The following is a 16,104-nucleotide window of genomic DNA, read 5'->3' as shown; positions in this document are numbered from 1 at the left end:
TTTCTTAGTATGCTTTTGTGTAACCTAAAATGTGCTTGCTCCAGTAAGAGTTACTTACAGAACTAATACGTACACCAGTTGCATCTGTTTCTGCACTAATGAACTGACCGTTTCCTAAGTAAACACCCATGTGAGAAGGACCTGATTTATAAGTATTTTGGAAGTATACTAAATCACCTGGTTGTGGATTGCTAGTTTTTGTTTTAGAGCTCCAGTATCCAGCAACTGTTTGACGAGCGCCTTTATGACCAGTTTGATTTAATACGTAGTGAATGAATCCACTGCAGTCAAAACCAGCAGGTGTTGTACCAGCAGTTCTGTATGGTGAACCATTTAAAGATCTAGCGAATCCAGCGATTGAAGATGTATCTCCACCTGTTGTTGGTTTTTGTACGTCTTTACCTGGTTGTTGAACGTTATTTGTAACGTTATTGTTATTGTTATTTGTAACGTTATTTACTCCGCCTTTTACAAACTTAACGAAGTCTGCACTTACGTAACCTGTGCGGCCGTTATGGTTAATTTTGTACCAACCATTTTCAGCGCCAGTAACGTTTAATACTTTACCATTTGTTACTCCACCGATTACAGCGTTGTATGTAGCTGGGCCTGTACGCACTTTTAAAGCACCAGTGTTAACAACATAAGAACCACCAGTTTGAACTGTTGTAGTATTGTTGTTTGTAGTTGGTTGTTGTGTTTCGTTAGATACAGCAGAACCACCTTTTGTTACGAAGTCTTTGCTTACGTATCCAGTTCCACCATTGAAGTTGATTTTAAACCAATCTTGTACTTCACCTACAACTTGTACTGTTTTACCTTTGTTTACAGAACCTAATACTGTATGAGATGTACTTGGGCCTGTACGTACGTTAAGTGAAGAAACGTTTACTGTGTAAGTACCTGTTCCTTGTTGAACAGTCGTTCCTGTTTTGCCACCAGTCGTTACGAAGTCACCACTTACATAACCTGTTTGACCATTTACGTTTACTTTGAACCAACCATTTTCTTGTCCAACTACTTGTAGCACTTGGCCTGATTTTACTTTAGAAATAACGTTATGTCCTGTACCAGCACCTGAACGAACATTTAATACATCAGCAGTTACTGTGTATTTTAATTCAGAAGTTGTTTCTACAGTTTTTGTTTCAGTTACAGTCGTTTGAGTTTGAGTTTGTCCATTAATTTCTTTTAGCGCTTCATTTGAAACTTGTGCATGAGCAGAATCCATTCCTGGAACTGCAACGCCAGCTACAGAAGCTGCTGCTAAACCTGCAATTACTTTTTTCATAAGTTGTCTTTACTTCCTTTCCCTACTATCCTCTTAAAAAAAACTTAAAACTTTAATACTTTACAATATTATCAAAGTAAAATATTCATCCAGTTCCATTTTTTAGCAAGAGTTTTATTTTTCACACAGAGTTCATTTTAAATGAACAAAGTGAAATCCGTGTGAACTTCATGTGAACTTTATCATTAAACATAGTGTTTTTGCAATGATTTTTTCAAATTTCTTATATATCGCATAAAAATTCGACATTTCATTTAATATCTCAATATAAAATATCCCTTTTCTATCTTCTATAAAAAATTCTATTAACCTAATACAAACTACATTATGTATTTCCTTATAAAGCTCCTTACATAAAGTATACTTTCATCATGACAAAAATCACTCTATTAATCAATAGTATAATATTTTTAGAAAACTAATTTTCTATACTATCTACAATTTTGAAATAATTTGACGAATTGTAAGATTTATTTTATAAAAACCATTTCTCCTTTAAAGAAAGCACACACTATACCAATTGTTCTCTTTTTCTGATTATAGAATTTATAGGATAACCATAGTATTATATACATATCCTAATAAAAAGAGGAGGCATATTTGTGAGACATATAATAGATGATCCTATACAAAAAAATATAGAGCTGTACTATGCTTTTATTCAATTCGTTTCAATGATAACATTACAAAAAATATCAGTTGTTGAAACACGTAAAGATGAATTGAAAAATCAGATAAAAAATGAAGGACAAAAAAACCTTATTACTTATAAAAAAAGGCGAACAGGTTATATTCCTGTTCACCTTTTATCAAATTATTTATAAATTTTTACACGGTTTTCTAACGATTGGAATTCTTTTTCACCAGCCTGTACTACCGGTTTACCAAATGGCATTTGCGCAGTGAGTTTCCAATTTCCTGGAACATCCCACTCTTTTCTCACTTCTTCATCAATTAGCGGATTGTAATGCTGTAACGTAGCACCAAACCCTTCAATTTCTAAAGCTGTCCAAATTGCAAATTGTAACATTCCTGATGATTGCTGAGACCAAGTTGGGAAATTATCTTTATATAATGCAAAGTTTGCTTGAAGGCCTTCCACTACTTCACTGTCTTCAAAATATAAAACCGTTCCATAACCACTTTTAAATGCATTCATTTTTTCTTCAGTAGGTGCAAAGTTATTTTCAGGTACAATTTTTCTTAACGTTTCTTTCGTAATATCCCATAATTTATCATGTTGTTCTCCTAATAAAACAACAACACGAGCACTTTGAGAATTAAAAGCTGAAGGTGTATGTTTTACAGCATGATAAATCACTTCTTGAATTTTCTCATCAGAAACTACTTGCTCTTTACTAATTGCATAAATAGATCTTCTGTCTTCAATTGCTGAGTAAAAATCTTTTGCCATCATAATTCCCTCCAATTTTCAATTGAGGCTATTTCATATGTATACATCATATTACGCCCCTCAAGCTTATTATTAATAAGCTTATAACTTTATAATATCACAGCAATAAATAAACTCAAATGATAACACTTGTATTTAGAATCTTTTCCCTTTTTAAAGTTAAAATAAAAAGACTGTTTGTTGTTATCTAAAATTAGTAACAACAAACAGTCTTACTTATGTAGCGATCTAGATTGGTATTTTACTTACTTAATTAACTAATCCAAATGCATACGACATTAACTTATTCGTCTCTGTAAAACGTTTTGTTTTACTTGATGTCCCCATGACCACTGTAATAATTCGATTATCACCTTGCTTGGCAGTCCCAGTAAAACAGTATCCTGCACTATCTGTAAATCCAGTCTTTAGTCCGTCCATTCCTTCTATATATAAACTTTTATTATTTTTGTTTAACATGTCGTTTGTGCTTATAACATTAATATTATTAAATGCTAGCTGACTTTGGCGTAAGTGAGTCACTTCTAATATTTCCGGATAATCTTTTATAAGATGATACGCCAATTGTGCTACATCAGCAGCCGTCATTTTTGTTTCACTTCCATCTGGCTCTTGTAATCCAGAAGCATTTGCAAATTTAGCATGTTCCGACATTTTTAACTGTTTCGCTTTTGCATCCATAAGCTGAACGAAATCTTTCTCCGATTTTGCCATATGTTCTGCTAAAGCCACAGCTGAATTATTAGCTGACTCAATCATTAATGCATGATATAAATCTTTAACAGTTAATGTGTCATTAACTTGTACTGGGATTCTCGCTCCCTCTGTCTGTGCCGCCTTCGCACTCATTTTAACTGGATCTTCCCAGCGAACTTTCCCGTTATGTATACTCTCTAGTAGGAGATACGCTGTCATCATCTTAGACATACTAGCCGGTGCAAAAGCTTCATTTTCATTATATTGATAAATAATATCTCCATCACTCGCATCGATAATCATAGCTGCTTTTGCATTAATTTCTGGTGGGATGTACTTTGGCGGGACTACTTTTTCAGAAAATCCTGCTTTAGGTAGTTCTGCCACTTGCAAAGGTTGTCCCTCTACATTTGCTACGCTCTTTTGATTTCCTTGGAATAAGAACCAACATACCCCTAAAATAATGACTAATAGGACTGTCATCCTTCCCCATTTTAACCGATTCATTTCAAAACTCCTTTAGCAAACCTTTTATACACTCACATTTAACCTTAACAACAATTCCTTTATACAGTCAAGGCAAAAAGGTATGTTTATTCATATACAGCAATGATTATTTTAATTTATTTATGGTAAACTTACAATATTGAAACGTAAGAATATTCAATAATAAATTCTCGTAAATAAAGGAAACTTTAATCAGCCCCACCAATCGGGCTTTTACGGGCAGCCCGCCCCCCACCTAACTTCTTCGCTTTCACTGAATTTTGAGGTGGGGATCTTACTGCACAGCAAATAGCGGGATAAACTATTTAATAGAAGGGATTCATTCAAATGCTACTTCCAAAATCATTGCAATACGGAGACACAATTGGGATCTATTCCCCTTCTTCACCAGTAACTTACACTTCTCTAAAAAGATTTGAACGAGCAAAATCTTACTTACAACAGAAAGGGTTTCATATATTAGAAGGTTCATTAACAGGTCGATATGATTTTTATCGTTCTGGTAGTATACAAGAGCGCGCTGAGGAACTAAATGCCTTGATAAGAAATCCTAATATTTCTTGTATTATGTCAACAATTGGTGGGATGAATTCAAATTCACTATTACCTTATATTGATTATGATGCTTTTCTAAATAACCCTAAAATAATGATTGGATATTCAGATGCAACTGCTTTATTACTAGGAATTTATGTTAAAACAGGAATTCCTACATTTTATGGGCCAGCTCTCGTCCCTTCCTTTGGCGAATTTGAACCTTTTGTTAATTGCACATACAAATATTTTGCAGAAACTTTACTACATGATCAATCTCTTCCTTATCATATAAAACAACCATTATTTTGGTCAGATGAATTTATTAATTGGGAAAAAAAGACGAAGGAGAAAGAACTTCGACCAAACAATTGGATTTCAGTAATTGATGGAAAAGCTACTGGGCGTATTATTGGCGGGAATTTAAACACGATACAAGGAATTTTTGGTAGCCCCTATATGCCACATATTCAAGAGGGCGATATTCTCTTTATTGAGGACAGTTCAAAAGATGCAGCTACTATCGAAAGAAGCTTTTCATTCCTTAAAATTAACGGTGTATTCGATAAAATTTCAGGTATCATTCTTGGAAAACATGAGCAATTTGATGATTGTGGTACAAATCGAAAACCTTTTGAAATACTATTAGAAGTACTTCAAAATCAAAGAATTCCTTTTCTAGCCGACTTCGATTGTTGTCATACACATCCAATGATTACCATGCCTATCGGTGTTCAAGTAGAGTTAGATGCAACAAATAAAACGATACATATTGTAGAACCTTGGAAAAAATGAATGCATGGCTTCTATTGTTTTACAATAAAAGCCATGATACTATATACTTTGGAATGTGAAAGATTAAACAAAATACGTTCCAATATCTATCATTAGAAAAATTAGGTATAAATATATATTTATATGCAAAAGAGAGTGAATAAATGAAACCAACTATTAAAAATTATGTATTTTTACATGTAGCTTTTTTGATATATTCTATCATTATGGTTTACATGAAATGGGCAGCTCAATTTCCAATTGCTTCAATCTCATTTTTTATTGCTTATTTCGGACTAGTTGTACTTTTATTCGGATATGCAATTTTATGGCAACAAGTAATTAAACATTTCGAAATTTCAAAAGCATATTCACATCGCGGGATTATTATACTATGGTCAATGCTTTGGTCAGTATTTCTATTTGGAGATACGATTCAGTGGAATCATTTACTTGGTGCAGCTATTATTATCGTCGGAATTGTGGTGGTGACAAAAGATGAATAGTTATATGTTATTATTTATTTTCGGGATAATTTTAGCTAATTACTCACAAATATTATTAAAAAAAGCTACTTTACAACAATACGATTCTAGAATAAAAGAATATGTGAATCCTTATGTTATTATCGGCTACTCTTTATTTGTACTTAACGCTGGATTAAATGTAATCGCCATGAAGGGCATGGAATTAAAACAAGCATCAGCATTAGAATCCTTAAGTTATATCATCATATTAATTTTCGGTTGGTATTTCCTAGGGGAAAAAATAACGAAACGTAAACTCATCGGTAACATGATTATTATCGTTGGTGTAATCGTTTATTGTATCCAATAGTAAAAAGCTCCGTTTATCACAAACGGAGCTTTTTACTATTGACCTAAATTTTGCACCTTATCTTTCAAATCTCGAACTTGATCTACCGTCTGCATAAGCTCTGAGTTTTTAAATTGCTCTACATCCACTTTCCCTTCTTCTATCTTTGTCATCGCCGTATCAATTAACGTATTTAACTTTTCGTTATATCCGACGATTTGTTGATGAAGATCCTTTGCTACATCAGGTGGCGTTAATTCATTGAATGCGGGTATATCTTGTTTAATTTCACTAAGCTTCGTTTCTAATTCTTTTCGAGCCTCACTATCATTAACGGCCTTTTCTGATAATGCTGGTGCATCATTTGCAAATGCACTTATTTCATTTACATAGTCTGTCGCCTTTTGAGCATAATCTATCGAGTTCTTTCCTTCCTCCACTATTGAACATCCCATTAAACCAATTGAAACTATAAATACTAATAAAATTGATTTTATTTTCATTTTAGACTCCCTTCGTCTTTATAATTGTCTGTAGTTTTCTCTATACATAACTTCTAGCTAAATTGTTTATAACCTTTTTCAAATAGCTATTTATCCTCTTACATGCCCTATTATCGTTACAACATCTATTTCTATATGTACGCTTATAATATCTTCAATTATATCCATATATCCTTGTCCTATAGCTGTTCCATAGTGTAATGTAAGCCCCTTCTTTTCATACACTGACTTTGGCACTGAAAAAATAAATCTCCTCAAGTTTCTTTCATCAGCTGGTTCCATAATTAATACAATCCCATCCTCATCAAACATATACGCTCGCCCTCCAACTTTACATTCACTATGGCTCAGTATTGCCTTGGTCAGCAAAATTTAAAACATAATAAGTTAAGATACACTCTGCTCTATCATAAAGTGAAACTTTAATTAGCCCTCACCAGTCGAATCTTTACCGGCAAATAGCGGGATAAAAATAAAAAGCATTCATTCTTTTTTGTTAAGAATGAATGCTTTTTAAAAAATCAATTTCTAACTCTAGCATCTTTTTTTGACGAGGTTTTACTTTCCTTACGGGAACTCCAGCGTAAATATACCAATCATCTAAACTCTCTTTTACCATACTCATCGCGCCGACTGCCGTACCTTCTCCTACAGTTACATTTGGAAAAACAATAGAATTAGCACCAATAATCACATGTTTTTTTAAAATAACTTTTTCTGCTTTCACATCCCTATATTGATTCGGGACGGTTGGCCCCATTAATGTATTTCCACTGAAATCATCAAGTACTGCATATACAATTGTTTTAGCTGAGATGTTTGCAAAATCATGCATTTCAATCCCAACTTCCCCTCCATATAACGCTGTATACGCTGATATGTGCGAATAACTTCCAATTGTGATTTTGCCACTTAAAATGCAAAAATCATCAATTCTTACATGATTACCAATTGATATAGCACCCGGATTATATATACTTGCTTTTTTACTAATCAATACATTTTTCCCAACAGATAAAAACCCAATTTTCTTTAGCTCTTCTTGACTATAAAAACTATTCATCTACCGACACCACCTTCTGCTCTAAACAGATTACAATTTGCTCTACTAGTTCTTTCGTCATTCCTTCCCATAAAGGTAAACTTACGATTCGTTTTGCTATTTTATTCGTTTTTGTTAAATCTGTAGACTTATATTTTCTAAAAAGAACTTGTTGGTGGCAAGATGGTGAAAAGTATAATCTAGCTTCTATTTTCTGTTTTTTCAGCTCTTCTATTACTTGTATGTTGTGAACTTCTTCTGGACAAATGATAGGCATAAATTGGTGAATAACTGCTTCTGTCTTTTGAACTCCCCACCCTTTTTTCATTAACCCAGTACTTTGTAACAACTGTTTATACCATTTAGAAATACGGGTTCGTTCTTTTAATTTTTGATCCCACTTTTTTATAGTCGCAATCCCAATAGCCGCTGCGTATTCAGACATTTTGCAATTAAACCCCATCATCGTGCATTCACGATTTTTATCAAATCCGAAATTCCCCATTCTTTTAATACGTTGTATATCTTCTTCGTTTTTACTATATATGAGCCCTCCTTCACCAATTCCGAAAGGCTTTGTTGCATGAAAGCTATATACGATCATTCCACTAAAATCTTGACCGTAATGCATCCCTCTATTCATTAATCCAAATCCCGGTGCCGCATCTACGACAACCGGAATCCCCTTCTTCTCTAATTCTTCATATTCTTCTAAGTTCATCCATGATCCAAAAGTGGCGTACGGGACAACAATCGCAACCTCTTCTTTTAATTCTTCTATCTTATCCAAAAGTACGGTTTTATCCATATACCAATCATCTATTGAAATATCAATAAAGTAAGGTTCCAATCCACACCAAATAGCGGCTAAGGCAGTCGCAGGGAATGTAAAGCTAGGCATGAGAGCATACTTTCCCTTTCTTCTTTTCTTTAGTTGAATAGCCGCCATTAACCCTAACGTTGCGTTTGCTACTGTTGTAACAGCTCCCCTGTTTTGAAAAAATACCGACATAATTGTTTCCTCAAAACGTTGATTTATAGGTCCATAATTCGTATATATGTGAGATGTATCAATTTCCTTCAATTCGTCCAAATACTCAATTACAGGTACAGTTGAAGCACGTAAAAAAGGAATATTCTCCATATCTATCTATTCCTTCCTATCATTTTCGGACAATATAGAGCATATCTGTTTCAGATAATCCAAATTTCCTAGCACTTTTCATTCCTTGTTTTTCCGCTATGTTATATAATTCCACCTTAAATCCTGCATTCATTAATCGTTGAATAAATCCCGATTGATTATAAATTCTCACATGATCTTCTTGACCAAAAGCTAATTTCCTCAATTGTGGTGTTACAATTAATTCATTCTCTACAATAAAATCTACATTCATTACGATTGGTACTTGAATAATTCCCCATCCATTTGGCTTTAACACTCTATATAACTCTCGCATTGCTTTGTCATCATCAGGAACGTGTTCTAACACATGGCTACATAATATTACATCAAAGGTATTACTATCATATGTAATCCTTGTAACATCAATTTCCTTCATTAATGGATCCTTTGGTTCTAAGTCACCACATACGTACGTAATATTTTTATACTCGTTAAACCAATCTCTTAACTTCGCTTCAGGTGCAATATGAAGCATAGTATAGTTTCTATTTAACAAGTCTGTTTCCGTTTCAATGTATGTACGATACAATCTTTCACGATCCATCGAATTACAAACTGGACATATCCCTGTATCTTTATTCCACATCTCAAATTTATATTTCGGAAAATCATAATGTGCTGGCCAAGGTGAAAATTTTTCAAATTGTTGATTGCAATATTGACAATAACAGAATTCTTTCTCAAACATGTGAGCAACTAATTTGTGTAACCCTTTTTTTATCTTTTCATTATAAATTTGATCTATTTCGCCGTTTCTTACTGCATCCTTAACTATAAATCCCGCATTTTCTAAACAATAAGATAAACTCTCTTTATACTCACTTTCAGAACTTAAAAATCCACTATTATATGCATCTATAATTAATTCAATCCACTCTTCAATTGTCATTAACATAAAATGCATTTGTTTTTGATTTTGTCCACTATGTTGTCTAAAATAACTAAGAGGTTCTTGTATATAAACTACTTTTCCTTTTCTCATCATATCTATCCAAGTTGCAATATCATTAATAGCAGAATAAGCCTTTCCTTTAAAATACCCAAACTTACCTTCAAACAAATCCCGATTAAACAAAACAGTTGTCGGCTCACCAACTATATTTTTTAAGTTTTTTAACATATAATTCCCTAATTCTTTTCCTTCAAAAAGTGTTGTTTCTTTCGCGATTTTCATATTCAATGTTGAAGGTGGTAATATCTCTCCATTCTCATCAATCAGTTCACGATATGACGTCACAAATGAAATGTTTTCTAATGCCAAAAAGTATTTCATCATTCTCTCGATCTTTTCATGATGAAATAAGTCATCATCTAATAAAAAGTTTATATAATCCCCATTCGCAAGTTCTATACACTTATTAAAGTTTTCAGCAACTAATGGCGTTTCATTTTTAACATATGTAATACACTCATATTCACGTAAGTACGGTTGAATCATAACATTGACTTCATTATTTGTACTGTCGTCAGAAATAATAATTTCTATATTTTCATATGTTTGATTCAGAGCACTGTTGAGCGCTAATTCCAAGTAATAAGGTCTATTGTATGCAGGAATAAGTATACTTACTTTCGGTAAAGAAGAATTATTATTTATATGCTGTTTTTTCTTTTCTATATTTATTTTCTTTCCTCTAATTTTTTGGTAATAGTCTAATGTATATAATATCGATGATGGAACTATCCTTCTTGCATAATCTAGAAAATTAGTTATCGCTTTGTCTAAATCTTTTTCGTTGGATAAGAAACCATATTTTTCTCCCGCTATAATACTGTGTGAAAAATCTTCTAACCCATCCATTATTTTATTAGATTCATTTAACTGTTGATCTGGATGTAATCGAAAGTAACTAAGTGTCTCTGCTATATATACTGCTTTTCCTTCACTTAATAAAGATAACCATGAAGCTATATCTACATTACATAAATACCGCCTCTTATCAAAAATCCCATACGGTTCTTGTAACTCATTTTTACGAAATAAAACTGTTGTTGGTTCTCCAATATAATTTTTTTGATCCACAATTACCTTATTTCCTAATTCTATTCCCTCTATAATCGTATCCTCTTCAAATAAACGGACAGTTGAATAAATATGTCGTAGTTCTTTCCCTTTATCATCAATTACTTGACGATGAGATGTTACTAGCTTAATTTCATTATCTAGATCATTGAAAAAATACTTCATCATCTTTTCAATTTTATTCACATGAAATATATCATCATCCATTAAAAAATTTATATACTCACCGTTCGCTTCATGAAATAACATTAGCGCATTTTCAAATTGTCCGAGAGTTGATCTGTTTTTTATATAAATAATATTTAAATGATCACATAAATATTTTTGTAACACCTTTTCTGTTTCGTCATTCGTGCTGTCATCTCCAACTATAATTTCTATATTAGGGTACGTTTGTTCTAACACACTACATAACGCCTTTTCAAAGTAGCGAGGACGATTATACGTAGGAATTAACACACTTACCAACGGAAGTTGCTCTACGACCTCTTCAATTCTTTCAATACGATTTCTCATTTTAACTCTCTCACCTCTTCGCATATTATTTATATACGCGACACAAAAATCACATTACTTTAACTGTATGGAGCCTATATACTTTTATGCAAACATGAAACAAAATATCATACTTTTCGTTCCTGAATAAACATATTTAATAACGCGGACATTTTATTTGCACCTTTTTTATTCATATGATCACTATCATAAAAATCATCCTCACAAAATAATGGCGAATCAAATAGATCTATGATTTGAAAAGAATATTGAGTTTGAAACTCATTTATAACTTTATAAAAATCTTCTTTTAATTTCTTACTACTACAATTGAAATAATGTGAAGTAACAGGGAATACAACAATTAATGGCTTTATATCGTTTTTTAATAGTAATTCTAAATATTTCTTAAAAATCATTTTATTTTCAACTAAAGTATGAGGATACGCCAATTTAGCGTGTGAAGCTGCTCTTATTTTCCCGTGTTCTTCAAAAGGAATGTAAAGAGGAGTAGTATTCCATTCAGCATTTATCCAAGGCAGTACCAATGATTCATCTTTTAGTTCATCTAATAAAATATATTCAAAATGCAAATTAAAAATAGAAAGAAGTGGTTTCGGAGTATTTAGATGTGAGAATCCATCAGTGGGTAGAGGAGAATGAACTACAGTATGATGACCATCTTGAAACAATGGATAATATACTTTGTGAATTCTATATGATTCAGATGATAACGACATATCAAAGAAAAACGAAAAATAGGCTATTCCTATTAAACAATATTGAAATGAATGAGTGTTTGATAGAAGTTGTGACGCTATTAAATAATCATAGTATAGATCTTGCGATGGAAGTGTTAATTTTATTGACTTTTTTGAGAGGAGCTCCGTACTTATGCCACAATGTGGATAAGACAAACCGGTAGCAAACAATTCATACGTCGGATCACTCTTTGCTTTTTTCATAGAAATGTATAAAGACATAAGCTCTGGATTTATTTGATAGATAGAAATTAATTTATCCTTCCATTCATACATGTATTTTGTTAAATTAATAATTTTTGAATTTTGCACGCCCCTATTTATCAAGTCATTTGTAAGTTTTTCTGCTTCCACTCTCCAAATGACTATATATTGAAAAGAATTTTCTATTCGAACAACATCTGAAACGTCTACAACATGAACTATTGTTTTACATTTATTTTTGTCTAATGTATTTCGAATCCTCTCCCCGGATAATTCATCACTTAAAACAATGATTTTATACTGCTCCTTCATGTACATCCCCTCCATTATATGTATAATATGAAATTCATTTTTAATTCGTAACAATCATATACACCTGCAATCTAACAAAAAAATAGCTCCACCATTAGGCGTAGCTATTTTTACAATTATTGCTTATTCAAATCATATTCCTTTATCTAACTCATAAAGTTTACGATACTTTTCATTTTCTTTCAGAAGTTGTTTATGACTACCTTGCATGACAATTTGGCCACGATCAAGGAATATAACTTCGTCTACATGTTCTATTCCTACAAGATGGTGCGTAATCCAAATAACCGTCTTTTCTTCCGTTGCAGAAAACATTGTTTCAATTAAAGACAATTCTGTTTTTGGATCTAAACCGATAGTCGGTTCATCAAGTACAATGATGGGTGTTTCTTGCATAAGAGTTCTAGCAAAAGCAACCCTTTGTCTTTCACCACCAGAAAACCGCTTTCCCATTTCATGCATTTTTGTTTGTAATCCGTCCGGAAGAGAAGTAATATGTGAAGCTAATTGTGCTTTCTCTAAAGCTTTCCATATCTCTTCATCCGTCGCCTCTGGTTTGCCAATTCGTACATTATTTCCAATTGTCGTATCAAACAAATGGGGCTTTTGATTTAATACAGAAATATATTTAGATAAAAGATTCTTATGAGCTCGTTCACCATTCAATACAACTTGGCCGTTTACTGGGCTTAACGCCCCTGTTAACAATTTTAGTAAAGTAGATTTCCCTGTCCCACTTCTGCCTAAAATAGCAATTTTCTTCCCTGCTTTTATTTGTAATGATACGTCTTTTAATACAATCTCATTACTATCTGGATAACTATACGATACGTGATTCAGTTCAATATCTACATGTCTTGGTTCAACGTAATCATTATCTCCATACAAATCCATTTTATCATGTAAAACAATATCACTTTCTACGCCATTAAGACGATGGGTAGATTCTACATACGACGGGATTCGATCGATGGCATCTGCAATAGGAATAAGCGCATTCGTTACAGATAAAGTCATTAATACGAAAGCTGCGATAACTGTAGGAGTAATTTGCTCACTTGCCGCTTCATTTCCAGTCCATATAATCATCGAAATAACTACAATACCTACTACTGATTGAATGATACTGTCCCGAATATGATACCAGCGTTTCACTCTCTTTTCGATTTTTAACAACTGATCATTTTGTTTTACATACTCATTAATAAATTCACCTTTACGACCACTTGCCTGCCAATCAGATAATCCAAAAACAGCATCCGTCAGTTGTTGATACAAACGGCTTCTGCCTTGCTTTAAAGTAACATGGTGTTTCTTCATCAAAAGTAATGATACAAATGGAAGAAGAAACACGATAATAGCTAACATACAACCTACAATAAGTGCAAACACAAGGTCAAATACACCGATAACAAGTACGAAGATACTATAAACAACTAGCGCTAATATACTAGGAAATATTGTACGTAAATATAGGTTTTGCAAATGCTCTATATCTTCGGATAACACTCCTAACATATCACCCGTTTGAAATCGAGAACGGAAAAATAACGCCTGTGGTTCTACTATTCTATATAGCTTCGTCCTCATTTTTTCTAATATACGTAGTACGACATCATGTCCGACTAAGCGCTCTATATAATGAAACACAGCTTGCCCTATACTAAACGCTCTTGTTGCAACAATAGGAACATATACAGCCATTACATTTTCTGGTCTAAGGGCAGATTTTGAGATTAAATAACCTGAAATAAAAAGTAACATCGCTCCTGAACTAACTCCAAGAAGACCAAGGAAAATAGTTAAAGTCATTCTACCTTTATTTTGTTTTATATAAGGTTTAACCCAGTTACTCATTTCTCTCCCCTCTCTTCCCTATGAAAATGTAATGTCTCACTCTCTAAAAGTTCTTCATACGTCCCACTTTCTTTCATTTCCCCTTTATTTAAAATAAGGATATGGTCCATTTGTTTCATCCAATGTAGACGGTGAGTTGCTAAAAATACTAACTTTCCATTAAATAGACGTAACATCGCTTGCTTTATTTCAAATTCGGTTTCAATATCAAGATGTGCCGTAGGCTCATCTAATAAAATGATTGGTTTTTTACTTAAAAGTGCACGCGCCATAGTAACACGCTGTTCTTGTCCGCCACTTAGCATACGTCCACCTTCTCCAATTCTTTCGTGCATCCCATTTGGAAGTGATGTAACGAGTGAACGAAGGCCGACTTCATTAATAACTCTTTCAACTTCTTCATCTGTTGCTTTTGTTTCATAAAAACGAATGTTATCCTTTAATGAAAGCGGAAAAATATAAGGTTGCTGCGGAATGTAAGCAATATTTTTTTGCCAATCTTCACGAGTAGATCCATCAACTTCTAGACCATTTACTAACATCTTTCCACTCGAAGGAGATAAAAACCCGGCTAATACGTCGATTAACGTCGATTTCCCCGCACCACTTTCACCAATAACACCAATAGCACCGTTACCTTCCCAAGTAAAATTAATCCTTTCTAATATAGCCTTCTCAGATTCAGTATTATTAACTTTGATATCTTGTAATTTCAAGCTACTAGAGGCATTCCATACTATATCTTCATTTAAATCTTTCTTTTGTATTCCTTTTTGTTGTTGCAAAATCTCTTCTATTTGCTCCATCGCAATTTGTCCATCTAATGTCGCATGATAATTTGCTCCCACTTGTTTAATCGGCAGAAAATATTCCGGAGCTAAAATCAAAATTGTAAGGGCTGGTAATAGTATAATCGTTCCATCTATTAAACGTATCCCTAATCCAACTGCCACAAACGCGATTGATAAACTCGTAAAGAAATCTAATGCAAAAGAAGAAAGAAAAGCAACTCGCAAAGTACGCATCGTTGCTTTTCTATATCTTTTACTTACTTTTTCAATCTTTCCTTCGTGCTGTTCACTTTTCCCTAAATACTTTAATGTTTCTAAACCTTTTAACGTATCTACAAAATGGTTCGAAAGTACACGATATATCTCATACTGACTATCTGCCATTTTTTGCGCTGCTAATCCGAGAAGAATCATAAATATGATCACGATAGGAATCGTTACAACTAAAATGATTCCAGACTCAATATCTAGCGTAAAAACATATAGTACAATTAGACCTGGAACGATACTACTTCTAATCATTTTAGGAATCGTTAATTCAATATATGTTTTAAATTTCTCAATCCCCTCAATTGATAAGGTAACCAGATGACCAGTTCCAACAGTTTGAACATACCTGGGACCTAATGTGAAATATGCCTCTATCAATTGTTTTCTTAGTAACGATCCTGTTTTTTCGGCAAAACGTTCCACTAATATTTGTGATGTTCGAACTACTATGTTACGCGCTGCAAACGCGATACCAAAATAAACAACTTCACTTAATATTGTTTGTACTGTCTCTCCATGAAATAAAAACGTAATAGCTCGTGCTAAAAAGATTGTTTGCGTAATAATACTAAAAGCTTCTAAAATACTAATAATCGTTAACGCTACATATAAAATACGGCTACCGGGA

General features: G+C 33.1%; 15 protein-coding genes. 4 read left to right on the top strand and 11 right to left on the bottom strand.

Going from position 1 to position 16,104, the window contains the following annotated elements; all coding sequences use genetic code 11:
* Positions 1–4: 4 nt before the first annotated feature.
* Positions 5–1,291: an enterotoxin EntFM gene (entFM, locus tag MR160_RS24150; protein WP_063675233.1), complete on the bottom strand. Its 1,287-nt coding sequence runs from the start codon at positions 1,289–1,291 to the stop codon at positions 5–7.
* Between the two features lie 602 nt (positions 1,292–1,893).
* On the opposite strand from entFM, the gene MR160_RS24145 reads away from it, so the two are divergent.
* A complete protein-coding gene (locus MR160_RS24145) occupies positions 1,894–2,115 on the top strand; it encodes a hypothetical protein (protein WP_001215912.1) in 222 nt (73 codons plus the stop codon).
* On the opposite strand, the gene MR160_RS24140 is transcribed toward MR160_RS24145, so the two are convergent.
* Both MR160_RS24140 and MR160_RS24135 read right to left on the bottom strand, forming a co-directional pair.
* On the bottom strand, positions 2,106–2,708 hold the full coding sequence (locus MR160_RS24140) for a nitroreductase family protein (protein ID WP_002083262.1): 603 nt from the start codon (positions 2,706–2,708) through the stop codon (positions 2,106–2,108). The genes MR160_RS24145 and MR160_RS24140 overlap by 10 nt on opposite strands.
* A 246-nt stretch (positions 2,709–2,954) precedes the next feature.
* Complete coding sequence (locus MR160_RS24135; protein ID WP_001080883.1) at positions 2,955–3,908, bottom strand: D-alanyl-D-alanine carboxypeptidase family protein; 954 nt, start codon at positions 3,906–3,908, stop codon at positions 2,955–2,957.
* Positions 3,909–4,235: 327 nt separating this feature from the next.
* On the opposite strand from MR160_RS24135, the gene MR160_RS24130 reads away from it, so the two are divergent.
* The 3 genes from MR160_RS24130 (at position 4,236) to MR160_RS24120 (ending at position 6,053) form a co-directional block, all read left to right on the top strand.
* Positions 4,236–5,237, top strand: a complete 1,002-nt coding sequence (locus MR160_RS24130) for a S66 family peptidase (RefSeq protein ID WP_000926336.1) — start codon at positions 4,236–4,238, stop codon at positions 5,235–5,237.
* 143 nt (positions 5,238–5,380) lie between these two features.
* Positions 5,381–5,722: an EamA family transporter gene (locus tag MR160_RS24125; protein ID WP_000805128.1), complete on the top strand. Its 342-nt coding sequence runs from the start codon at positions 5,381–5,383 to the stop codon at positions 5,720–5,722.
* The gene (locus tag MR160_RS24120) at positions 5,715–6,053 is read left to right on the top strand and encodes an EamA family transporter (protein ID WP_001089874.1); all 339 of its coding nucleotides are present in this window, start codon (positions 5,715–5,717) and stop codon (positions 6,051–6,053) included. Before MR160_RS24125 ends, MR160_RS24120 begins: the two co-directional genes overlap by 8 nt.
* A gap of 35 nt (positions 6,054–6,088) precedes the next feature.
* Here the strand turns inward: MR160_RS24120 and MR160_RS24115 are convergent, their stop codons facing one another.
* The 8 genes from MR160_RS24115 to cydD all read right to left on the bottom strand — a co-directional run.
* On the bottom strand, positions 6,089–6,535 hold the full coding sequence (locus tag MR160_RS24115) for a DUF6376 family protein (RefSeq protein ID WP_242298212.1): 447 nt from the start codon (positions 6,533–6,535) through the stop codon (positions 6,089–6,091).
* Positions 6,536–6,625: 90 nt separating this feature from the next.
* Positions 6,626–6,847 (bottom strand): hypothetical protein, encoded by a 222-nt coding sequence (locus tag MR160_RS24110; protein WP_000459099.1) that lies wholly within the window; start codon positions 6,845–6,847, stop codon positions 6,626–6,628.
* Positions 6,848–7,031: 184 nt separating this feature from the next.
* Positions 7,032–7,598 (bottom strand): acyltransferase, encoded by a 567-nt coding sequence (locus tag MR160_RS24105; protein ID WP_001084172.1) that lies wholly within the window; start codon positions 7,596–7,598, stop codon positions 7,032–7,034.
* Positions 7,591–8,721, bottom strand: coding sequence for an aminotransferase class I/II-fold pyridoxal phosphate-dependent enzyme (locus MR160_RS24100; protein WP_086397420.1), 1,131 nt, complete (start codon positions 8,719–8,721; stop codon positions 7,591–7,593). Before MR160_RS24100 ends, MR160_RS24105 begins: the two co-directional genes overlap by 8 nt.
* A 19-nt stretch (positions 8,722–8,740) precedes the next feature.
* Positions 8,741–11,302, bottom strand: coding sequence for a glycosyltransferase (locus tag MR160_RS24095; RefSeq protein WP_086398517.1), 2,562 nt, complete (start codon positions 11,300–11,302; stop codon positions 8,741–8,743).
* 107 nt (positions 11,303–11,409) lie between these two features.
* Positions 11,410–12,558: a hypothetical protein gene (locus MR160_RS24090; RefSeq protein ID WP_242298210.1), complete on the bottom strand. Its 1,149-nt coding sequence runs from the start codon at positions 12,556–12,558 to the stop codon at positions 11,410–11,412.
* 132 nt (positions 12,559–12,690) lie between these two features.
* A complete protein-coding gene (gene cydC, locus MR160_RS24085; RefSeq protein ID WP_242298209.1) occupies positions 12,691–14,415 on the bottom strand; it encodes a thiol reductant ABC exporter subunit CydC in 1,725 nt (574 codons plus the stop codon).
* Positions 14,412–16,104: thiol reductant ABC exporter subunit CydD (gene cydD / locus MR160_RS24080; RefSeq protein ID WP_242298201.1), on the bottom strand; the 1,693-nt coding region annotated here is incomplete at its 5' end. The genes cydD and cydC, both read right to left, overlap by 4 nt.

Origin of the sequence: Bacillus cereus group sp. BfR-BA-01382, assembly GCF_022663475.1 — a bacterium.
Lineage (GTDB): Bacteria > Bacillota > Bacilli > Bacillales > Bacillaceae_G > Bacillus_A > Bacillus_A thuringiensis_S.
This window is presented reverse-complemented; position numbering and strand designations above follow the sequence as displayed.

Coding starts and splice junctions, on each gene's coding strand:
- entFM (WP_063675233.1), bottom strand. CDS start 1,291: ATGAAAAAAGTAATTGCAGGTTTAGCAGCAGCTTCTGTAGCTGGCGTT.
- MR160_RS24140 (WP_002083262.1), bottom strand. CDS start 2,708: ATGATGGCAAAAGATTTTTACTCAGCAATTGAAGACAGAAGATCTATT.
- MR160_RS24135 (WP_001080883.1), bottom strand. CDS start 3,908: ATGAATCGGTTAAAATGGGGAAGGATGACAGTCCTATTAGTCATTATT.
- MR160_RS24130 (WP_000926336.1), top strand. CDS start 4,236: ATGCTACTTCCAAAATCATTGCAATACGGAGACACAATTGGGATCTAT.
- MR160_RS24125 (WP_000805128.1), top strand. CDS start 5,381: ATGAAACCAACTATTAAAAATTATGTATTTTTACATGTAGCTTTTTTG.
- MR160_RS24120 (WP_001089874.1), top strand. CDS start 5,715: ATGAATAGTTATATGTTATTATTTATTTTCGGGATAATTTTAGCTAAT.
- MR160_RS24115 (WP_242298212.1), bottom strand. CDS start 6,535: ATGAAAATAAAATCAATTTTATTAGTATTTATAGTTTCAATTGGTTTA.
- MR160_RS24110 (WP_000459099.1), bottom strand. CDS start 6,847: ATGTTTGATGAGGATGGGATTGTATTAATTATGGAACCAGCTGATGAA.
- MR160_RS24105 (WP_001084172.1), bottom strand. CDS start 7,598: ATGAATAGTTTTTATAGTCAAGAAGAGCTAAAGAAAATTGGGTTTTTA.
- MR160_RS24100 (WP_086397420.1), bottom strand. CDS start 8,721: ATGGAGAATATTCCTTTTTTACGTGCTTCAACTGTACCTGTAATTGAG.
- MR160_RS24095 (WP_086398517.1), bottom strand. CDS start 11,302: ATGAGAAATCGTATTGAAAGAATTGAAGAGGTCGTAGAGCAACTTCCG.
- MR160_RS24090 (WP_242298210.1), bottom strand. CDS start 12,558: ATGAAGGAGCAGTATAAAATCATTGTTTTAAGTGATGAATTATCCGGG.
- cydC (WP_242298209.1), bottom strand. CDS start 14,415: ATGAGTAACTGGGTTAAACCTTATATAAAACAAAATAAAGGTAGAATG.